Here is a 20,636-nt window from a genome sequence, read left to right as displayed (position 1 = left end):
CTGGGATCCCAGGGCTGAAGACACTCGATCTGGCCCGCCGAACTCAGGGGCGGCTGAAAGCACGGCGCCGGTAGCTAACCGCTGGCATGGACTCAGCAACGAGTGCCTCGTCCTCTACGCTGTAGAGTAACACCAAGAGGGATACGGTCCCGGCGGCAGTGTCCTTGCTGGTCCTGGTGAGCGCCGACACCGAATAGAAATCCACATCGTTGGCGAGTTTGTAGTCCAGAGTCGTCCCCGGGGACCACGCCCGACGGTTCATCGTCTTCGCGAACTCGCAACCCGCTTCATATGCAGCCTTTGTGAACCGCACACTTTCCTCGCAATTGGACGCTTCACCCTTGGCACTAACAGTACTTCTCGTCCAAGGGAAGCTCACCTCGAATGCCTGGAATGAAATCGCGTTCGGGTCAAGCGACACCTGGTAGAAGAGGCTGTTTCCGTCGAGGATGTTCTGCATCTCGGGACTCGCCATGATCACTCCGCGGATGCTTTGATAGGCTTTCGTTCCAGGAAGAATCGAATCCGGATCGAACCCATCCAGCATGTAGTCCAACTCAGGTACCCTGATGTCCATCATGGCGTTCAGCGGCCTGTAGCTTCCTTCTGCGTCGGCATTCTGAGGGTTGAGCAAGCCAGGAAAGATGCTCTTCACGCTATCGACTGCTGTGCCGCACCGGAAGACACGGTAGTTCCTCAGGCCCGTCGCCTCGAATCCTGACCCAGACGTATTCAATGCCAAAGTGTCTGCTTGAACGGGCCGGCTCTGCTCCGCGGCCCTCAATGGGGCGACGGCGCCCGTGCTTGCAGTCCAGCAGAGGCAGAGAATAAGTTGAGCCACGAAATGGAGTTCGTGGGTGGTCACCTCACTGGTGCCTCCGGGTCTACCGCTACTCCTGGACCTTCTTCCGTCACATGCCGAGACCGCAAAAGTGAGCTGGCAAGCTCGACCATCATTCAATCGCTGGGGCCATCTGAGTTGCCTACCGACGTGGAGACGGTCAAAGACGACTGCTTGGTAGTACCTACGCCTACATCTCCGCGTGGTACGGACACGCCGCGAAATGCCCGGGATTGACCTCCACCAGCGGCGGGCGCGCCGCGGCGCAGTCGGGCTTCGCGATCGGACAGCGCGTGCGGAAGGCACAGCCGCTGGGCTTGTTGATGGGCGTAGGCACGTCGCCCTTGAGGATGATCCGCTTCGCCTTGCCCGCCTTGCTGGGATCCGGCCGCGGCACGGCGCTGAGCAGCGCCTTGCTGTAGGGATGCAGCGGGCGGTGGTAGACGTCCTTCGCGTCGCCGATCTCGACGATGCAGCCCAGGTACATCACCGCGATGCGCGTGCTGATGTGCACCACGACGCTGAGGTCGTGCGCGATGAAGACGTAGGTGAGCCCGAACTCCTGCTGCAGGTCCATGAGCAGGTTGATGACCTGCGCCTGGATGGACACGTCCAGGGCGCTGACGGGCTCGTCGGCGATGATGAGCTTGGGGTTGGTGGCCAGCGCGCGCGCAAACCCGATGCGCTGGCGCTGTCCGCCCGAGAACTCGTGCGGGTAGCGGTGGCTCTGCTCGGCGCTGAGGCCCACCTTGTCCAGCAGCCAGCCCACGCGCTCGATGCGCTCGGCGCGCCCCATGCCGGACCTGTGTAGGGTCAGGGGTTCCTCGATGATCTGTCCAACGGTGAGGCGCGGATTCAGCGAGCTGTAGGGGTCCTGGAAGATCATCTGCAGCTCGCTGCGGTAGGGCCGCATCTGCCGTCGGTTCAGCGGCAGTAGGTCCACCGCGCGGCCGTCCGCGTTGAAGTAGGCGTGGCCCTTGATCTCCACGTCCGGCGCCGTCGTCCACAGGATGTTCAGCAGCGCGCGCCCCACCGTGCTCTTGCCGCAGCCGGACTCCCCCACCAGACCGAGCGTCTCGCCCGGTCGAACGGCGAAGCTCACGTCGTCCACCGCGTGGACCTCGGCCACCTTGCGCAGCATCACGCCGCCGAAGATGGGATAGCGGACGTCCAGGTTCTCCACCCGCAGCAGCTCGCCCGACGTCGCGACCTGAGGCTTGCCCCGGCTCACTGCTCCACCTCCTCGACGTCCACCTCGGCCATGAGGTGGCAGCGCACGAGGTGGCCGCCGCCCACGTCGAGAAGCCTCGGCTCCTCGCGCTCGCAGCGGGGCATCACCTGGTCGCAGCGCGTGCAGAACTTGCAGCCCTTGGGCATCTCGAGGATGCTGGGCACCGTGCCGCGGATGGTGCTGAGCCGCTCCTGGGACTGCAGCTCGGGACGCGGCAGGCTGCCCAGCAGGCCCAGCGTGTAGGGGTGCAGCGGCCGCTCGAAGAGCTCGCCCACCGGCGCGACCTCCTGGATCACGCCGCCGTACATCACGATGACACGATCGCAGGTCTCGGCCACCACGGCGAGATCGTGGGTGATGAGCATCACCGCGGCCTCCTGGCGGCGGCGCTTCATCTCGAGCATCAGGTCGATGATCTGCGCCTGGATGGTCACGTCGAGCGCGGTGGTGGGCTCGTCCGCGATCAGGAGCGCGGGGTTGCAGGCCAGGGCCATGGCGATCATCGCGCGCTGGCGCATGCCCCCGGAGAACTGGTGGGGGTAGTCCTTCATGCGCTTCTCGGCGTCGGGGATGCCCACCAGCCGCAGCATCTCCACGGCGCGGCGGCGGATCTCGTCCTTGCTCATGTTCTCGTGGAGGTCGATGATCTCCTCGATCTGGTAGCCCACCGTGAAGACCGGGTTGAGGCTGGTCATGGGCTCCTGAAAGATCATCGCGACTTCCTTGCCGCGGATGTCGTGCAGCTGGTCGTAGCTCAGCTTTAGCAGGTCGCGGCCCTGGAACAGCACCGAGCCCGACGTGATCTCGCCGGGCGGATTGGGAATCAGCCGCGTGAGGCTCAGCGCGGTCACGCTCTTGCCGCTGCCGCTCTCGCCCACGATGCCGAGCACCTCGCCCTCGAAGATGTCGAAGTCGACGTTGCTCACCGCCGTGGCGGTGCCCGCCTCGGTGTGGAAGCGCGTGGTCAGGCCGCGCACCTCGAAGAGCTTCTTTCGCTCGGCCATGCTAGCGCAACCTCGAGAAGACCTTGGGGTCGAAGGCCTCGCGCACGGCCTCGCCGATGAAGGTCACCATGAGCAGGGTGAAGAAGAGCGCGGCCAGGGGCGTGAGGACCAGCCACCAGGCGGTGGTGACGTCGTCCATGCCCTGTTGCACGAGCTGGCCCCAGCTCGGGGTGGGCGGCGCCAGGCCGAAGCCCAGGTAGTCGAGGCTCACCAGCGAGCCGATGTAGCCCACCACCGCGAAGGGCGCGAAGCTCACCACCGGCGTCAACGCGTTGGGCAGGATGTGCCGGAAGATCACCTGCCGGCTGCTCGCGCCCATGGCGATGGCCGCGGCCACGTAGTCCTTCGCCTTCTCCCGATAGAACTCGCCGCGCACGTAGTAGGTCATGCCCATCCAGCCGAAGAGCGTCAGCACCAGCACCAGCAGCGCGAAGTTGGGCTGCAGGATCGAGCTGATGATGATCATCGTGTAGAGGAAGGGCATCGAGCTCCAGATCTCGATGAAGCGCTGCACGGTGATGTCGAAGCGCCCGCCGAAGTAGCCCAGCATGGCGCCGATCGAGATGCCCACCGCGTAGGCCACCAGCGTGGTGATCAGCGCGAAGCTGATGGAGATGCGGAAGCCGTAGAGCAGGCGCGCGAAGACGTCGCGGCCGCGGTTGTCCGTGCCGCACCAGTGCGCGCGGCTGGGGTGGTGCGGCGGCTCGCCGGGCAGGTCGAGCAGCGATTCGTTGGGATGGAACGGATAGGGCGGCATCAGCGCGAAGCCGCGGCCGTTCTCTGCCAGGGTCGCCCGCAGTTCGCGGTAGTCCGGCTCTTCGCCGCTGTCGAGACCGAAGGTCGTCGACGGGTAGAAGTGCAGCAGCGGCCAGTAGGTCTTGCCCTCGTAGCGCACCACGATGGCCTTGTTGTTCACGAGCACGGGCAGCAGGAAGCTCACGGCGTAGAGCGTGAGCAGGATCACGAAGGAGTAGTAGCCCCGCTTGATCTTGCGGAACTTGCGCAGGCGCTTCCGGAAGATCGAGACGCTGACCTGCTGCCTGTCGTCGGTGCGCGTGGCCATCACTCCCCTACTTGAAGCGGATGCGCGGGTCGATGACCGCGTAGAGAATGTCGCTGAAGATGTTGCCGAAGAGCCTGAGCAGCGAGCCGATGACGAGGATGCCCAGCACCACCGGATAGTCGCGCTTGATGATGCTGGTGAAGCCCAGCAGGCCGAAGCCCTGGATGTTGAAGACCTTCTCGATGAGGTAGCTCCCCGCCAGGATCAGGCTGAGCAGATGGCCCAGGCCCGTGGCGATGGGGATGAGGCTGTTGCGCAGGGCGTGCACGAAGACCACGCGCCGCTCGTGCAGGCCCTTCGCGAAGGCCGTGCGCACGTAGTCCTGACCCAGGTTCTCCAGGAGCGAGTTCTTCATCACCACGGTCAGCGTGGCGAAGCTGCCCACCATGTAGGCCACCACCGGCAGGATGGTGTGGTGCAGCTGGTCGGTGATCTTGTGCCAGGTGCTGAAGGTCTCCCAGCCCGCGCTGCGGAATTCGCCGAGCGGGAAGACGTTCCAGAAGCTTCCACCGCCGAAGAGCACCAGCAGCACCGCGCCGAGCGCCCAGCCGGGGATGGAGTAGCCGAGGAAGACCACGGCGCTGGTGGCCACGTCGAAGCGGCTGGTGTGCTTGATGGCCTTGAAGACGCCGAGGGGAATGCAGACGAGGTAGGAGAGCAGGAAGCCCGTCAGCCCGAAGTAGATCGACACCGGGAAGCGCTTCTTGATGACCGCCCCCACCGGCTCCGCGTAGACGTAGCTGCGGCCCAGGTCGCCGGTGAGCAGGCCGCTGAAGCGCGTCCAGGCGACGACGATGCGCGGTGCGGGATTGCTGTCATCGGGGGGAGTGACCTCGGTGATCTTCCACTTCGCGTTCACCGCGTCGGTGTCGAGGGTCACCTTCCAGCCCTCGTCGCCGCGATCCACGCGGGCGCGGACCTCGCCCGGCAGCGTGGTCCAGTGGCCGGGCTGGACGGCGGTGCTGTCCTCCATCTTGCGCACCCAGGCACCCTTGAACTTGAGCCAGGCGACGATCACGGTCGAGTCGCTCGCGCCCTCCGCCGGCGGCAGGACCTCGGCCACCTGCCAGCGCTCGAGCAGGTCGCTGTAGTCCCACTCGAGCTGGTAGGCGTCGGCGCCATCGCCGGCGCCCGTGGGCACGGCGCGCGCCCGCACGCCCTTGCTGATCTTCTTCCACTCGTTCGGGGTGAGCGTGACGCCGTCCATCTCCCGTGGCCAGAGACCGAGCCAGCGCAGATAGCGGATGTGGATCGGCTTGTCGAAGCCGTAGAAGCGCCGCATCTCCTCGAGCGCGGCCGGCGGGATCTCGATCCCGCCCACCTGGTTCATGTCCCCGCCGCCCGCCGCCTCGCCGCCCATCATCATGCCGGCCTGCAGCTTCAGCAGCTCCTGCTCCAGCGGACCGCCGGGCACGAGCTGCATGATGGTGAACACCAGCACGGTGATCCCCAGGAAGGTGGGGATGATGAGCAGAAAGCGCCGGATGAAGTAGCTGGTCATCGTACGCGGCCGGGACTAGAGCTTGCCCAGCTTGCGCAGCCAGTACTTGTCCTCGACCTCGCCCGTCGGCAGCCGCTTCGACGGATCCGCGATGGCCTCTTCCATGGCCTTCTCCTTCGCGGGATCCACGTACCAGTAGGTCTGGATGGCCAGGTAGTCGCCCGTGCGGCCGAGGTAGCCGTCCGGGTAGCCGAACTTGTTCCAGAACACCACGCGCTGGAAGGGACCGTACCAGGCGAGCCCGTAGGGGCAGATCTCGGAGAGGCGGCGATCGATCTGCTTGATGTAGTCCACGCGCAGGGCCGGGTCGTACTCCTCGTCGTAGAGCGTTGCCAGCGAGTCGATCATGGCGTCCTTCACGCCGGTGATGTTCGTCGAGGGCGTCTGGTCGGCCGTGGTGGAGTGGAAGGAGCTGTTCGGGTTGGGCCAGAAGAGGCCGCCCCAGCTCTGGAAGGCCAGCTTGAAGTTGTGGTCCATGTTGTTCTGGAACTGCGTGATCGACGTGAGCTGCTTCAGGTTCAGCTTGATGCCGGCCTTCTGCAGATCCTCCTGCAGCACCGTGTGGATGCGCTCCCAGCTCGGCGTGTCGAAGGTGAGCGTGAGCTCGATGATCTCGCCCTTGTCGTTCTGCAACCAGCCGTCCGCGTTGCGGGTCTTGTAGCCGGCCTCGGCGAGGAGCTGCTTGGCCAGCTCGGGATCGTACTCGTAGTGCACGTTGTTCGGATTCTCGTACACGCTGGCCGGGAAGTAGGAGTAGAGCTTCTCGTACTCGTTGTAGAAGAGCTTGTCGATGAGCTTGTCGCGGTCGTAGAGGTGGGCGAAGGCCTTGCGGATGCGGATGTCGTCGAAGGGCCACTCGCGCATGTTGAACGCCAGCCCGGCGATGCCCTGCACCTTCTCGTTGTAGACCTTCCGCTTGAGGCAGACGCCGCGCTCCACCTCGTCGTAGTTGAACTCGTTCACCCACCAGCTCGCGCGGCTGACCACGTAGACGTCCAGCTCGCCCTTCTTGAACTTCTCCAGGTCGAGGCGCTCGTCCATGATCGTGAGCCACTCGATCTCGTCGAAGTTGTAGAGGCCGGCGTTCTCGGGCAGGTTCGCGCCCCACCAGTCGGTGCGCCGGGTGAGCATGAGGCTGCGGCCCGTGTCGATGTTCTCCTGCTTCAGCAGGTAGGGGCCGGTGCCGGGCACCATCTTGAACTGGAACTCCTCGAGGTACTCGCTGCCGTCGAGTCCGCCGATGATGTGCGCCGGCAGGATGCGCATGGAGATGGCGAAGTAGAGGAAGTGCCGCCAGTTCTCCTCGGTGGTGGTCACGCTGAAGAGGTAGGGGCTCACCGCCACCGGCTCCGCGTACTTGCCGTAGAGGATGTTCGTGTAGGGCATGAGAATGCCCTCGTCGGTGAGCAGCCGCCAGGTGGCGGTGACGTCGTCGGCGGTCACCGCGGCGCCGTCGGACCAGCGCGCCTCCGGGTTGATGCGGAAGCTGAAGGTCATCTTGTCCTCGGAGGTCTTCCAGTGCGTGGCCAGCACGGGCACGATCTCCAGCGTGTTCGAATCCAGGGTGAGCAGGGGTTCGTAGAGCAGTCCGGCCACGGAGGTGATGAAGACGCTGTTGGAGTCCTTGCCCTCGGTGCGCAGCGTGGCGGGGAACTCGGGGATGGACATCCGCAGCCGGCCGCCCTTCACCGCGTTCGGGTTGCCGGACACCGTGGCCTCACGGGTCTCCCACCCCTCCTCGGGGTGCGCCGCCACCCACTCCTCGAAGCCGGGACCGCCCAGTTCGGGGGGTACGCCCGGGACACCGGGCTCGGCCTGCGCCTGCACCGCGAAGAACAACACCAGCGTGACGGCGAGGCCGCGCAGTCCCAACTTCATCGTCGTGGTACCTCCTGCTAGGATGCGGAAAGGGAGAATCTACCGGATGCCGGGGTGAAGGTCAAATGGCCCCGGCGCCTAAGTGGCGGATTCATCCGGGTCTACGCAACTATGGGCAAGAAGTTCACCGATTTCGACCGCGCGCGGGCGCTCATGGTCACGCGGCAGCTAGCGGGCCGGGGCATCGCCGATCCCCGGGTGCTCGCCGCCATGGGCGAGTTGCCTCGGGAGCGTTTCGTCCCCCGCGAGTGGGCCGACCGCGCCTACGCCGACAGCCCCCTGCCCCTGGGGCCGGACCAGACGATCAGCCAGCCCTACATCGTGGCGCTCATGCTGGAGGCCGCCGCGCTGCACGCCGGCGACCGGGTGCTCGAGATCGGCACCGGTTCGGGCTACCAGGCGGCGCTGCTGGCGCAGCTGGGGGCGGAGACCTACAGCGTGGAGCTGGACCCGGTTCTGGCCGCGCGCGCCGCCGAGACCCTGCGCCAGGCCGGCTGCGGGGACGTCCACCTGCGCGTGGGCGACGGCCGCGCCGGCTGGCCCGAGGCCGCCCCCTTCGCGGCGATCCTGGTGACGGCCGCGGCCGCAAGCGTCCCGCCGGCGCTGACCGACCAGCTCGCCGACGGCGGCCGCCTGCTCATCCCGGTGGGCCCGGTGGACGAAGTGCAGTCGCTGCTGCTTGTGGAGCGCGACGGCCACCGCCTGCGGGAACGCCGCTTGCTGCCCGTGCGTTTCGTCCCCCTGCGCGGGGAAGAAAACCCTGGCAGCCGCGCTTAGGCTGGACTAACTTCTGCGCCGACGCCGCCACGAGGGCGGCCTCACCCCGGGGAGATGCCATGGAACCCACGCCTCGTCGCAACGGCCGCCGCTGGCTCAAGCGCCTGGGTGCACTGGGCTTTCTCTTCTTCCTGATCAAGGGTCTGCTCTGGCTGCTGGTGCCCCTGGCGATCATGTTCTGGGGCTTTCTGGGCTTCTGAGGGAGGATCGATGTCCGCGTCCGCCGCACCCACCGTCATGGAGCGCCTGCGCGCCGAGACCGCCGACCTGCACAGCAGCGCCGAGGGCAAGGACTTCCAGCGCCGCATGGTGAAGGGCGAACTCACCCGCGACGACTACGCCCGCTGGCTCGGCCAGATGCTCCTGGTCCACCGCGCGCTCGAGGCCCCGCTGCGCGCGCTGATGGGCAGCCCGGCCTTCGCCGCCCTCCGCGAGGAGCAGCTACAGGAGCCCTACCTGCTGGAGGACCTGGACGCCCTCGGTCAGGATCCCGCCGCCGTGACGCCCCTGCCCGCCACGGCCGCCCTGGTGGCGTCCATCGAGCGCGCGGCCGCGGAGACGCCCCTCGCCCTGCTCGGCTACCACTACGTCCTCGAGGGCAGCAACAACGGCAACCGCTACATCGTGCGGCAGCTCGCCCCGGCCCTGGGACTGAACGGCCACGGCCAGCGCTACCTCGACCCCTACGGCGCCGAACAGCCGGCCAAGTGGGCGCAGTTCAAGCGGGACATGGACGCCGTCGGCTTCGCCCCGGCCGACGCCGACGTGCTCGTCGCCGCCGCCCGCGAGATGTTCAGCGGCATCGGCGCGATCAGCGAGGCGCTGGGCTAGCGGGTAGAGCCGCACCCGCCCCCGGGGGCGGGTTGCGTCGGCTCGCGCGCCACGGGCGGCGGATCAGTACAGCGCCTTGATCGAGCTCCAGTTGCGAGATTCCGTGGCCGTGCCCTCGCAGGCCACCGGGAAGGCGCCCATCAGCACGCCGCAGCCGTTGTTATCCGGCGCGCAGGGGGAGTCGGCCGCGAGCGCGTAGGGGCTGCCGCCGCGGCCGCAGAATCGCGGGTCCTCGGAGAGGTTGCCGTTCAGCCCCGTCTGGTCGGCGAGGTTGACGTAGTTCGCGTAGGCGTTGCCGTAGACGTCGTTGCAGCTGAGCGCGAACGAAGTTGGATCCAACCAGCTGATCCCCGACCCTCTGTTGTCGAACACGATGCACTGAGTGATGCTCGGGTTGTGCGGATGGTCCCAGGTGGAACCGCAACTGATGCCGCCGATCCAGGAACCCGCGGGACCATTGTCGACCACGGTACAACTTTGCATGATCAGGCTTGCGTCAAAGGTGACCCCCGACCCCTCATTCGAGATGAACAGGGAGTTCTCGACCCTGGGCCCGGTCCCCCAGTCCCCATCGTATACCGAGAGCCCGGAGCCAAGATTGTCGTGCGCGTACAGGCCGGAGATGGTCCCCTGTGAACCGTTCACATAGACTCCAGCCCCGTGCTCCGCGTCATTCTCATGTACTTCCAGATTCGAAATGCTGAAGGTCAGTCCTAGCCCTGTGCTGGCCAGATAGGCCCCCCCGCCATGGGTACCAGCAGCCGTCGAGGTGTTTCGGCGCAGCGTGCAGTCCGAGATCGTGATCTTGCCGAGTGAACAGAGGCCAATGCCGTAGATCGCATGAGAGGCCGAACAATCTTCGATCGTGATGTCATGGATGAAGGCTTCGCCGCTGGCCAGAAGCCCGCTGCCGTAGAGCCCCGCCCCGAGTCCACCTCTGAGAGTCAGAAAGCCGATCTCGGACCCGCCGACGAGGTTCTCGCCACCTACGATCTGCCCTTGAAACTGGCCATCGATCACGACCTGTTCTGGGCTGCTTGCTCTGCCAAGTATCAGGACCCCCGGCGGCCACACAAGGTCGTGCTCGTAGTAGGTGCCCGGCGCGATGCTGACCGTGTCGCCGGACGCCGCAGCAGCCAGTGCCCCCTGGATCGTCGAGTGCCCCTCTGGTACCAGGTGCGTCGCAGAGCGCGCGGGTCCCGCCCCCAGCACGGCAATCACGACTAGCCAGGCACTCCCAACAGAGGCAATCGTCGGCTTCATTCTCCAATTGTAGCATGGCCACCCGCCCCCGGGGGCGGGTGGAGAGCTCCCGCGTGCAGGGCCGCCAGTCCCGTCGCAACTTCCGTCCGACTTCGAAAGAAACTGCATCCCACCCCTTGTCATGGATACCAATGTATAGTATTCTTCTTCGCGGGGCAAGGGGGCAAGTGCACGGAATCGCACGGCGCGCCCCAGCCTCCCGCCCCCGGGGGCGGGTTTCAGGACAGGCGAGTCAAGTTTGAGTGCCACGCCAGCGAGCGAGTGCTTTGGCCGAGCGCCTCACGTCCGTGCGAAGCGAGGCAAAGCACTCGCGAGCGCGGCTATTTGACCAGCAGCACCTTCTGCATCGCGCGGTCCTCGCCGCCGTCGGCGTAGTGCACCGAGAGCCGCGCGAGGTAGATCCCGCTGGCCAGGGGCTGGCCGGCCTCGTCGCGCGCGACCCAGGGCACGCTGTGGTCGCCGGCGGCCAGGGGCTGCGGCTCCAGCACCTCGGCCACCTGGCGGCCGGAGGACTGGAAGACCTGGAGCGTCACGTCGCCGGGCGCGGGCAGCGAGAAGCTGAAGGTCGTGCGCGGATTGAAGGGGTTGGGATAGGCGCCGCCGAAGACGAGGCCGCTCGGCGCGGTCTCGGGCGCGGCGGTGGACCCCGTGAGCGGCGACTCGAGCGCGCCCAGGTCGGGCAGGCTGCCGGCGGGCTGCGGGCGGGGTTCGCCGTCGAGGTCGAGGGCGGGCACGCCCTCGCGGGCGCCAGCGCCGAGGCAGGGGCTGTCGTCGTCGAGGGAGAAGTCGCCGCCGTCGGGGTCGCGGAAGCGCGGGTCGAGGTCGATTACGAGCTTGCCGCCGGCGCCGCCGGCCAGCACGCAGTGACGGAACTCCGCGCCGCCGGGCGCCGCGAACTCCGACCCCTCGGGCGCCGCGTCGCCCCAGAGGATGCTGTTCGCGATCACGGGGTCGGCCTCGCCCGTCCCCATGAGCGCCAGGGCGCCGCCGCGGCGCAGGGCGCGGTTGCCCCAGAAGGTGAGCTGTGCGCCGCTGAGGCGTCCGCCGTCGGCGCGCAGCGCGCCGCCCTCCGGGGCTTCGTTGCCCGTGAAGAGGCAGTTGGTGACGAGCAGGTCGGCGCCGGGCGCCTCCCAGGCCACCGCGCCGCCGCCGCGGAGGTCGCCGGCGGGGGCCGTGACCACGTTGCCGGTGAAGCGCAGGGCGTCGAGGCCCGCGTTCACGCCGAGCAGACCCAGCGCGCCGCCGCGCAGGAGCGCCGCGTTGTCCACGAAGGCGCTGCGCGCCGCGGCCAGCACGCCGCCGCCCTGCCAGAGCGCGCCGCCCTCGGCGCCCGCGGCGTTGGCGTCGAAGCGGCAGCCGTCGAGCTGCACGCTGCCGCCGGCGGCGAAAATCGCGCCGCCGTCGCCGCCGCTGCGGTTCTCGAGGAAGCTGCACCGCTCGAGGCGCAGATCGCGGTCGCACCAGATCGCGCCGCCGGCGCCGACGTCCTTGAGCGTCTGGCAGTTCTCGACAGTGCAGTCGACGAGTTCGAGGCTCACGCCCTCGGCGAGGATGCCCCCGCCTCGCAGCGGATCGGCGCCGCGCTCCAGCGTGAAGCCCTCGAGGCGTACGAGCGGCGACGCGCTGCCCACCGGCGTGCCGGCGGCGTCGAGTCGGAGCAGGCGATGCTCGCCCTCGCCGTCGATGCGCACGTCGCCCGGCTCGCCGGCGGCCAGCAGCAGCAGCGCCTTGCCGGCGTTGTCGAGGGCCGTGTTCATCGCGCCGCGGTAGACGCCCGGCAGCACGCGCACCGTGTCGCCCGGCGCCGCGGCGTTGATGGCCTGCTGGATGTCGGCGAAGGGGCGCGCGGGGCTGCCGTCGCCGTCGGGGGCGCCGGCCGCGGCGTCCACGGTCCAGAGCGGGCCATCGAAGACGATCTCCACGCCGCCCTCCAGCGCGCGGCGCGCCTCGCGGCCCTGGGCGTCCACCACGCGCAGGGTGGGCGTGTAGCGGCCCGCGCTCATGTAGACGAAACGCTGCGGCCCGGGGCCGGTGGCGTCCACGTCGCCGTCGCCGTCGAGGTCCCACTCCCAGACGGTGATCGGCGCATTCACGCCGAGCGAGCGGTCGCGGAAGGTGAGCGACTCGCCGCTGCGCGCGCGCTGGGCGGAGGGCTTCATCGCCGCGAAAGGCCCCATGGCGCTCGGGTCGAACTCCACCCAGCGCGTCCAGTTGCCCAGGTCGCAGTCGGCGTCGTAGGCGATGCGCGCGAAGCCCGCTTCGCCCCAGCCCTCGCCCCAGCTGTTCTTGACGAGGAAGCAGCCCTCGGCGTCGTCATAGCCCACGAGCAGCAGGGCGTGATAGCCCAGCACCGGCCCCAGCGGGCGGTACACCCCGCCGGCGTAGGCCATGAAGCCCGCGTCCACGCTCAGCGTGGTGACCAGGGGCCCGCGCTCCACGAGCGCGCGCTTGATGGCGACGGGATCCGCCGCGGCGCAGACCAGCCCGTCGGCGGCGAAGCGCCAGCGGCGCGCGTCGGCGTCGGGGCAGTGGCTGTCGCAGGCGCGCTGCGGATCGCCGGCGTAGGGCTGGCAGCCCTCCTCGAGCAGGCCGACGTTCTCGGCAAGCCAGAAGACGTCCTCCGGCCAGCCGCCCTCGCAGCCGCGGCCGAGGCCGTAGTCGTCGAGGCAGCTCAGCGCCTGCTGCTCGGCGAGGTCGAAGTCCGGCAGCCGCCCGCCCTTCGTGGCGCGCAGGAAGGCGCTCTCGAGGGCGCCGGTGGCCGCGAAGATCCAGCCGTCGGCGCAGCTGGCCTGCTCGCGCACGCCGCTGACGAAGTCGCCGCGGGCGTCGCGCCAGTCGATCCTGGGCGGCAGGGTCTTGCGGCCCTTCCCGCGCGCGGCTTCGCCCCCCCGCGACGTCTGCGGCCACGGCCGCTCCGCGAGGCGCCGAAGCCGCTCCTCCGGCGTCAGGCGCAGCATCGAGGTCTCCCCCGCGCGCCAGCCGAGCTCGTCCCGGGCGACGGCGGCGCGAAGGCCGTCCAGCTCGCTCTCCATGGCCGCGCGATGCGCCACCGACAGCGTGTCCGGCCCCAGCAGCGGGCCCGGGACGGACGTCGGCGAGGCCCCGCAGAGGCCGCCGGCGGCGACGAGCGGGAGCAGGCTGAGAAGGGGGATGTGCCAGGGACGGCGCAAGGGATCTCCTCCAGGAGCGCTGAGCGGAGTTGCCGTTGGCGGCCCACAGTGTAGAGCGTCCCTCCGCGCGGCGCGAGGGGCGCGGCGCAAAAAGCCGCGCGGCCCTCCGGGGAATGGAGGGCCGCGCAGAGCGGAATCCGCTATAGCAATCGCATACCGTCTAAATCGGCCGCAAGACTACTTGTCGCGGGCGATCTTCGTCAGGGCGTCCCAGTCGATGGCCTCGGCCAGGCCGGTCAGCGGCTCCTTGCTCGGCAGATCGCTGCCATTCAGGGTCACCAGCACCGTGCTTTCCACCAGCACCTGGATCTCGCCGCTGCCATTCTCGAACTTCACGCGGGCCTTGTTGCCCCCGAACTTGGTGAGCTTGGCCCCGTCCGAGGCCATGAGCATGGGATTGGACAGCGCCATGGACAGCGTGGCGATGACCGGCGAGTCGCTCATGATCTGGATGGACATCTGCCCATCGCCGCCGTCCTGCTCGTAGTCGCAGCTGGCGGACACGCCGCCGCCGAACATCGCCGCGCCGGCGGCGCCGGACTGGGGCTCCTCGCGCGACCAGCCGGCAGGCGCGTCGGGGAAGACGACGCCGATCGCCTCACCCTTCTGCTGCTTGATCAGGGCGGCGGCGTACTCGAGCGAGCTGGCCGCGTCGCCGAAGCGGTTGGCCTTGTAGGCGGCAAGGCCTTCATCGATGGCGTCGGTCACGTCGTCCGCCGCCGCCAGGGTGGGCAGGGCGAGGGCGATGATCAGGATTGCGATGGCGTTGCGCTTCACGGCGTCTCCTTCGTGTCTCGTGTGTTTCAGTCCAGGGCCTTGGTGGCGAGCAGGATCAGGCGGCGGGCGTCCAGTTCGAAGGGAGCGCCCTCCAGGTCCCCGAAGGCGCGGCACTCGCTGAAGCCCTCGGCCAGGAACAGCGCGCGCAGCTCGTGCAGCGTGTAGACCCGGATGCTGCTCGTCGCCCGGCGCGGGCGACCGCCGGCGCCGTCGTGGAGGGTCCACTCGGTCTCCACGCGGCCGGTCTCGGTATCGTAATGGTTGGCGCTGAGCACGGCGACGCCCTCGCGCTCGCTCCAGGTCTGCCGCGCGAAGCTGGGGAAGAGCGTCTCGGCGCTGTGCAGGTCCAGCGCGAAGACGCCGCCGGGCTTCAGCGCCCGGGCCACGGCGCGGACGTGGCGGCGGTTCTCCTCGTCGGAGAAGTAGCCGAAGCTGCCCCACCAGCAGAGGACGAGGTCGAAGCGGCGCCGCCAGGGCAGGCGGCGCATGTCGCCCTGCACCCAGTCGACGTCGAGGCCCTCCGCGCGCGCCTTGCGGCGGCCGGCGGCGAGGAGCGAGCGCGTGGCGTCGAGGCCGGTCACCCGGTAGCCGCGGCGGGCGAACTCGCGGCCGAGGCGGCCCTCGCCGCAGGGGGCGTCGAGCACGCGTTCGCCGGGGCTGAGGTCGAGCACGGCCTCGAGGAAGTCCGCGGGCGGGGCCACGAGGTCGGGGGCGTCCATGCTCTGCTGATAGCGGAGCCAGGGCCCACGGAAGAAGGTCTCCCACCACTCGCGTCGTTCGGCCACCGCTAGTCCTCTCGCAACACCTTGCTCACCAGGAAGACGTCCTCGCGCCCATGGTAGCCCAGCTTCTCGTAGAAGCCCAGCACTCCCCGGTTCGCCTCCTCCACGGCAAAGTTCACCTTCACGACGCCCATGCGCCGCCACACCCCTTCGATCGCCGCCATGAGCGCCGTGGCGATGTCCTCGCCCCGCCGCTCCGGCGCCACCGCCAGGTGCCAGAGGTTGGCGCGGCGGCCGTCGAAGGTGCCGAGCGCCGCGCCCACCAGCGCGCCGCCGTCCCAGGCGCCGAGACAGGTGTCGGCGTTCTGCGCGAGCAGGCGCTCGAGCTCGTCGAGGCGGTCGCTCAGGGTGAGCCGTATGCCCGCGCGCGCCCAGAGCGCGATGGCCGCGGGCAGGTCGGCGGCCTCGAGGCGCCGCAGCTGGGGAGCGCTCACTCGTCCTCCTCGCGCCGGCGCTGACGCCAGGCCAGGAACTCGCGGATGCGCGCCTCGTAGCCGTGCTCCGTGGGTTCGTAGTAGTGCCGTGGGCCGATCTCGTCGGGGAAGTGCGACTGGCGCAGCCCGCCCCCGGGGTCGTTCGGCGCGTAGACGTAGCCGTCCCCGTAGCCCAGCTCCTTCATCAGCCGCGTGGGCGCGTTGCGCAGGTGCAGGGGGACGGGCGCGTCGGGCAGCGATTCCACGTCGGCCGCGGCCGCCTTCACCGCCGTGTAGACCCGGTTGCTCTTGGGGGCGCAGGCCAGGTAGAGCACGGTCTGCGCGACGGCCGTGTCGCACTCCGGCAGACCGAGGAAGTGCGTCGCCTGCATGCCGGCCACGGCGACCTGCAGGGCGCGCGGATCGGCGTTGCCGACGTCCTCGCTGGCGAAGCGCACGAGGCGCCGCATCAGGTAGAGCGGATCCTCCCCGCTGGCCAGCATGCGCGCGGCCCAGTAGAGCGAGGCGTCGGGATCCGAGTCGCGCAGGCTCTTGTGCAGCGCGCTGATCAGGTTGTAGTGCTCCTCGCCGGCCTTGTCGTAGCGATGGCTGCGCCGGCGCATCAACTCGGCGGCGGCGGCCGTCTCGAGGCGGGGGCTGTCGCCGGTGAGACTCGCCGCGAGCAGTTCGAGCGAGTTGAGGGCCACGCGGGCGTCGCCGCTGGCGCCCGCCGCGATGAGCTCCAGCGCCCCCGGCTCGGCCTCGATCTTCCGCTCGCCGAGACCGCGCTCCGCGTCGGCGAGCGCGCGCTCGAGGAGCACGACGATCTCGTCCTCGCCCAGCGCCTGCAGCGTGAAGACGCGACTGCGGCTCAGCAGCGCGCTGTTGACCTCGAAGCTGGGGTTCTCGGTGGTGGCGCCCACCAGGATGATGGTGCCGTCCTCCACGTGGGGCAGGAAGGCGTCCTGCTGGGCCTTGTTGAAGCGGTGGATCTCGTCCACGAAGAGCAGCGTGCGGCGGCCGCTCATCGCCTGGCGCTCGCGGGCCGCGGCCACCAGCGCGCGGACCTCCTTCACCCCCGCGGTCACCGCGCTGAAGTTGACGAACTCCGCGTCCACCACGCCCGCGAGGATTCGCGCCAGCGTGGTCTTGCCGGTGCCCGGCGGCCCCCAGAAGAGCATGGAGCTGGAGAGCGCGCCGCTGTCGAGGTAGCGCCGGAGCGGGCGCCCCTCGCCCAGCAGCTGCCGCTGGCCGAGGAACTCGTCCAGTGTGCGTGGTCGCATGCGCTCGGCCAGCGGCGCGGGGGCCTTGCTCGCGAAGAGGTCCATGTCCGGCAGCATAGCAGGGGCGCCGCCGGCGGGAAAGCGCGGCGCTAGCGGCGCTTGAAGTCCTTGCGCTTCAGGCCGAGATCCACCAGGTGCCGGTGGATGGTCTGACGCGGCAGGCCGCTGATGGCCATCATCTCGGCCATGTTGCCCCGCGTGACCTGGAGGAGGCTCTTGTAGTAGGCGAGCCGGAAGCCCTCGTCGGCCTGCGCCTTGGCCTCGTGGTAGCCGAGCCCCTCGTAGCCGCCGCAGTCGAGCAGCTTGAAGCACTTGGGCGACAGGCTGTTGCCGTCGAGATGGACCAGCGCGTTCTCGATCACCGTCGCCAGCTCGCGCACGTTGCCCGGCCAGGACTGGCGCTGGAGCTTCTTCAGCGCGGCCACCTCCAGCGTGGGCACCGGCAGCTTCATCTCCTGCGCCTTGCGAAAGATCAGGTGATGGGTCAGCGGCTCCAGGTCCTCCATGCGCTCGCGCAGCGGCGGGATCCTGAGCTCCAGCGCGCGCAGCGTGAAGAGGAGCACGTTGTGAAAGCGGCCCTCCCTGGCCTCGCGCACGAGATCGCGGCTGCTGCCGACGATCACGCGGGCGCGCAGCGGCACCTCCTGCCGGGTGCCGAGGGGACGGAAGCGCCCCGAGCTCAGCGCGAGCTGCAGCTTGGTCTGGGTCTCCAGGCTCATCTTCGCGATTTCGTCGAGGTAGAGCGTGCCCTGCCCCGCCTCCTGGAAGCGGCCGATGCGCCGCCGCTGGGCGCCCTCGAAGGCCCCGCGCTCGTTGCCGAAGAGCTCCTGCTCGAGCAGCGCAGGGGTGAAGGCGGCGCAGTTGACCACCACGAAGGGCTCGTCCGGATGCGGCCCGTGGGCGTGCAGAGCCCGCGCGAAGAGCTCCTTGCCCGTCCCCACCTCGCCCGTGAGGAGCAGGGGCCGCTCCACGGCGGCCAGGCGCTTGAGCTCCATGCGCAGCGCGCTGATCGCCGGGCTGTTGCCCACGATGCTGGCTTCCTCGCCGTCCCCACGCAGCTGCACGCGGATGCGCGAGGCGCGCAGCTCCTGCGCCGTGCGCAGGTTGAGCTCCAGCTCGGCGGCGCCGGCGTCCAGGGTCACGTAGCCGGTGGCGCCCAGCTTCATCGCGCGGACGATCGTCGCCGCCTCCGGTCGCGCCGAGAGCAGCAGCACCGGGATCTCGGGGTACTCGGCGCGGAGGTGGTCGAGAAACTCGAAGCCGGGGGCGTGGCGCGCCGGGCTGTTGAGCTCCAGCAGCACCACGTCCGCGTAGCGGATCCGCAGGCGCTCGCGAGCTTCGTCCGTGTCCTTCACGACGTGGAGGGAATAGCGATCCGTCAGCCCGCGCACGAGGGTTTGGCCGGCGCCGTCGCCGTCCTCGACCATGAGGATGCTGGGGCGTCCGATGCCTGACTCGGCGGCGCCCGTCGACGTTCCGCCCATCCTACGCCCTCGCGGGGGCGCCGAGCGCGCCGTCCGGGGTGGCGTCGAAGCCGGGCGCCTCGCCCAGCGCGTAGAGAGGGATCACCTGACAGCCGCCGGGGCGGTGCTTGGGAGCGTCCGCGATGGCCAGGATGCCCGCACGGAGGAAGCGGCGCACGAGGTCCTCGAAGACTTCCGGGTCGTAGCCGGCGAGTTCGGCGAGGGCGGGGCGATCGGCCCCCTGCAAGCCGTCGATGATGAGGCGGGTCAGGTCGGTCAGGTCCATGGGTGTCCTCCCGGCGGGCTTGCTCGTCGACGACGGGCGGAGTCGTGCGGCCACGTCGACAAGTCACGCAGGGATGACGCCCCAAAGCCGGAGTTTCCAACCGACTTCGGCGGAGTTTTTCAGGAGAATGTCGCGGCGATGTGTCGTCGCGAGGCCAACTACTTGACCAGCAGCAACTTCTGCCGGCCGGCCTCGCGGCCGTCCACGCTGAGCCGGGCCAGGTAGACGCCGCTGGCCGCCAGGGCGCCGCGGTCGTCGTGGCCGTCCCAGAGCACGTAGCCGGGACCGGCGCTCAGCGGGGCGTCCAGCAGACGACGGATGCTGCGGCCCTGGGCGTCCAGGATCTCGAGCCTCACCTGGCCGGCCGCCTCCAGCTCGTAGCGGAGTCGCGTCCGGGGGTTGAAGGGATTCGGGTAGGGCGCGAGCAGGCGCGCCGGCGCGGGCGCCGCGGTTCCGGACGTGCCCGTCTGCCCGAAGCCGGCGTCGGCGAGCACCTGGGCCAGGTAGGGTCCCGCCGCCATGGGCGTGCTGGGCGTCTGGGGGTCCTGCCCGGAACGGTTGTACTCCTCGATGCTGTCGGTGGCGATGTTGCCGTCCGCGTCGCTGCTCAGGTCGGCGATCACCAGATAGACCGACTGTCCCGCCAGCGTGGACAGATCCCAGAGCCGCGGGGTGAGCAGGTCGCCGCCCGTGCCCGTCTCCCAGAACAGCAGCCGCCCGCTCGCGCCGGACACCATGCCGACGAAGGCGAGGCCGGGCGCGTCGCCGCCGCCCACGAGCAGCTTCATGCGATCGCCGGTGACGGTGAAGTCCACGCTGCGCACCATGCCGGTCGGCACGTTCCCCTGCGCCCGGCCGGGCGGGTAGGCGTTCGGGTTCGGGAAGAGCTCGTAGGTGCCGACGTAGGCGTTGCCCTCCATCCCCGAGTGCACCCCGGTGCGCTCGTAGGGATTGTCGCCCCAGGTGGGCTGCCAGGTGAAGGCGTTGCCGAAGACGACGGTCCAGTCGGGGGTGAAGCCCGCCTCGTGGGCGACCTCGGGCACGCCGTCGGGGGTGTCGAAGTCGATCGTGCCGAAGCGGAAGAAGAAGCGCGCGCCATCCCGGAGCGCGATGCCCCGGTGGCGGCTCCAGAGCGTCGGCTCGCCGGGGAGCTCCGTCACCTCGCAGGCGTGGCCGTCGTCCACGTAGATCCGGTCTTCCTTGGACCAGCCCGTCGCGAAGGCCGGACTCGACATGTGGCTGATCAGCCCGTCCCCCTCCTCGGTGAAGAAGAGGTGGTAGGTGCCGTTGTGCTTCACCATCTGGACGCTCTCGAGCACCTTGTTGCTGTCGTTGAGCACCAGCGCACCGCGGTCCGTCCAGTTCGACAGGTTCGCGCTGATCGCGTAGCTCACGCAGCCCAGGGAGTCCGGCGCCTTGCTCGCCGTGTTGAGCATGTACCAGTTGCCCGTGCTGTCCTCGTGGAAGATCTCCGGGTCGCGGCAGTTGGCCCAGAGGCCCGACGTCCAGATGGCCCAGGAGCCCGGGTGGTAGATGGGATTCGAGGGCGAGCGGTACCAGTTGAAGAGGTCCGACGACGAGGCCAGCCCCGCCTGCTGCGTGACGTTGTAGGTGGCGCCGGTGTAGTACATCAGCCAGTCGCTGCTGTTGGGATCCTCGATCACCTTCGGCGCCCAGACGAACTCCGACTCCCAGGCCGCGGCGTCGGGGGCGTCGGTGCTCATGACGTCGGGGTGGCGCGTCCAGTGCCGCAGATCCGGGCTGGTGATGTGCCCGAAGCGGTTCTCCTCGCGCATGAAGTGCCCGTTGGGCGGGAAGCTCTTGATGTAGAAGACGTGGTAGAGGCTGTCCGACTTGACCACCGAGTGGTCCTTGCACTGGACGCCGTAGTCCTCGAGGAAGTAGGGCTGCTCGAAGTCGAAGGTCACGAAGGCGCCCGCCCGCGGGACCAGGGACAGCACGGCCGTCAGGGCGCCCAGCAGGGCGCCGAGGAGCATGGGGAGTCGTGGCATCGATCACCTCGCGTTCAGGTCATTCTAACAGATCCGGTGGCGAATCTGGAGAAAAACGCGA

The 20,636-nt window shown here is 69.2% G+C and carries 18 protein-coding genes; 3 read left to right on the top strand and 15 right to left on the bottom strand.

What is annotated here, in order from left to right:
- Positions 1-43: 43 nt before the first annotated feature.
- The 6 genes from H6693_10910 to H6693_10885 all read right to left on the bottom strand — a co-directional run bounded on the left by H6693_10910 (position 44) and on the right by H6693_10885 (position 7,518).
- Positions 44-655, bottom strand: coding sequence for a hypothetical protein (locus tag H6693_10910; GenBank protein ID MCB9516693.1), 612 nt, complete (start codon positions 653-655; stop codon positions 44-46).
- 376 nt (positions 656-1,031) lie between these two features.
- The gene (locus H6693_10905) at positions 1,032-1,982 is read right to left on the bottom strand and encodes an ATP-binding cassette domain-containing protein (protein ID MCB9516692.1); all 951 of its coding nucleotides are present in this window, start codon (positions 1,980-1,982) and stop codon (positions 1,032-1,034) included.
- 86 nt (positions 1,983-2,068) lie between these two features.
- A complete protein-coding gene (locus H6693_10900) occupies positions 2,069-3,076 on the bottom strand; it encodes an ABC transporter ATP-binding protein (GenBank protein ID MCB9516691.1) in 1,008 nt (335 codons plus the stop codon).
- Between the two features lies 1 nt (position 3,077).
- The gene (locus H6693_10895) at positions 3,078-4,139 is read right to left on the bottom strand and encodes an ABC transporter permease (protein ID MCB9516690.1); all 1,062 of its coding nucleotides are present in this window, start codon (positions 4,137-4,139) and stop codon (positions 3,078-3,080) included.
- A 7-nt stretch (positions 4,140-4,146) separates the two neighbouring features.
- Entirely contained in the window at positions 4,147-5,640 is a 1,494-nt protein-coding gene (locus tag H6693_10890; GenBank protein MCB9516689.1) for an ABC transporter permease subunit, read from the bottom strand.
- A gap of 15 nt (positions 5,641-5,655) precedes the next feature.
- Entirely contained in the window at positions 5,656-7,518 is a 1,863-nt protein-coding gene (locus H6693_10885; protein ID MCB9516688.1) for an ABC transporter substrate-binding protein, read from the bottom strand.
- Positions 7,519-7,671: 153 nt separating this feature from the next.
- On the opposite strand from H6693_10885, the gene H6693_10880 reads away from it, so the two are divergent.
- The 3 genes from H6693_10880 to H6693_10870 are packed head-to-tail and all read left to right on the top strand — an operon-like array spanning position 7,672 to position 9,126.
- Positions 7,672-8,295 (top strand): protein-L-isoaspartate(D-aspartate) O-methyltransferase, encoded by a 624-nt coding sequence (locus tag H6693_10880; GenBank protein ID MCB9516687.1) that lies wholly within the window; start codon positions 7,672-7,674, stop codon positions 8,293-8,295.
- Between the two features lie 59 nt (positions 8,296-8,354).
- On the top strand, positions 8,355-8,495 hold the full coding sequence (locus H6693_10875) for a hypothetical protein (GenBank protein MCB9516686.1): 141 nt from the start codon (positions 8,355-8,357) through the stop codon (positions 8,493-8,495).
- Positions 8,496-8,505: 10 nt separating this feature from the next.
- Complete coding sequence (locus H6693_10870) at positions 8,506-9,126, top strand: biliverdin-producing heme oxygenase (protein ID MCB9516685.1); 621 nt, start codon at positions 8,506-8,508, stop codon at positions 9,124-9,126.
- A gap of 63 nt (positions 9,127-9,189) precedes the next feature.
- Here the strand turns inward: H6693_10870 and H6693_10865 are convergent, their stop codons facing one another.
- From H6693_10865 to H6693_10825, 9 genes are all read right to left on the bottom strand, one after another.
- Complete coding sequence (locus H6693_10865; GenBank protein MCB9516684.1) at positions 9,190-10,389, bottom strand: right-handed parallel beta-helix repeat-containing protein; 1,200 nt, start codon at positions 10,387-10,389, stop codon at positions 9,190-9,192.
- 320 nt (positions 10,390-10,709) lie between these two features.
- Positions 10,710-13,559 (bottom strand): hypothetical protein, encoded by a 2,850-nt coding sequence (locus tag H6693_10860; protein MCB9516683.1) that lies wholly within the window; start codon positions 13,557-13,559, stop codon positions 10,710-10,712.
- Positions 13,560-13,736: 177 nt separating this feature from the next.
- Positions 13,737-14,336, bottom strand: coding sequence for a hypothetical protein (locus tag H6693_10855; protein ID MCB9516682.1), 600 nt, complete (start codon positions 14,334-14,336; stop codon positions 13,737-13,739).
- Positions 14,337-14,362: 26 nt separating this feature from the next.
- Positions 14,363-15,121: a class I SAM-dependent methyltransferase gene (locus tag H6693_10850; protein MCB9516681.1), complete on the bottom strand. Its 759-nt coding sequence runs from the start codon at positions 15,119-15,121 to the stop codon at positions 14,363-14,365.
- A 2-nt stretch (positions 15,122-15,123) separates the two neighbouring features.
- A complete protein-coding gene (locus H6693_10845; GenBank protein ID MCB9516680.1) occupies positions 15,124-15,552 on the bottom strand; it encodes a GNAT family N-acetyltransferase in 429 nt (142 codons plus the stop codon).
- Positions 15,549-16,859 (bottom strand): replication-associated recombination protein A, encoded by a 1,311-nt coding sequence (locus tag H6693_10840; GenBank protein ID MCB9516679.1) that lies wholly within the window; start codon positions 16,857-16,859, stop codon positions 15,549-15,551. Before H6693_10840 ends, H6693_10845 begins: the two co-directional genes overlap by 4 nt.
- Positions 16,860-16,903: 44 nt before the next feature.
- On the bottom strand, positions 16,904-18,298 hold the full coding sequence (locus tag H6693_10835) for a sigma-54-dependent Fis family transcriptional regulator (protein MCB9516678.1): 1,395 nt from the start codon (positions 18,296-18,298) through the stop codon (positions 16,904-16,906).
- A 1-nt stretch (position 18,299) separates the two neighbouring features.
- Complete coding sequence (locus tag H6693_10830; protein ID MCB9516677.1) at positions 18,300-18,563, bottom strand: hypothetical protein; 264 nt, start codon at positions 18,561-18,563, stop codon at positions 18,300-18,302.
- Positions 18,564-18,721: 158 nt separating this feature from the next.
- Positions 18,722-20,575, bottom strand: a complete 1,854-nt coding sequence (locus H6693_10825) for a hypothetical protein (protein MCB9516676.1) — start codon at positions 20,573-20,575, stop codon at positions 18,722-18,724.
- Positions 20,576-20,636 lie beyond the last annotated feature (61 nt).

This window comes from Candidatus Latescibacterota bacterium, assembly GCA_020633725.1.
GTDB lineage: Bacteria > Krumholzibacteriota > Krumholzibacteriia > JACNKJ01 > JACNKJ01 > VGXI01.
Note: the sequence above shows the minus strand (reverse complement) of the source record. Positions and strands in the feature narration are given on the sequence as shown.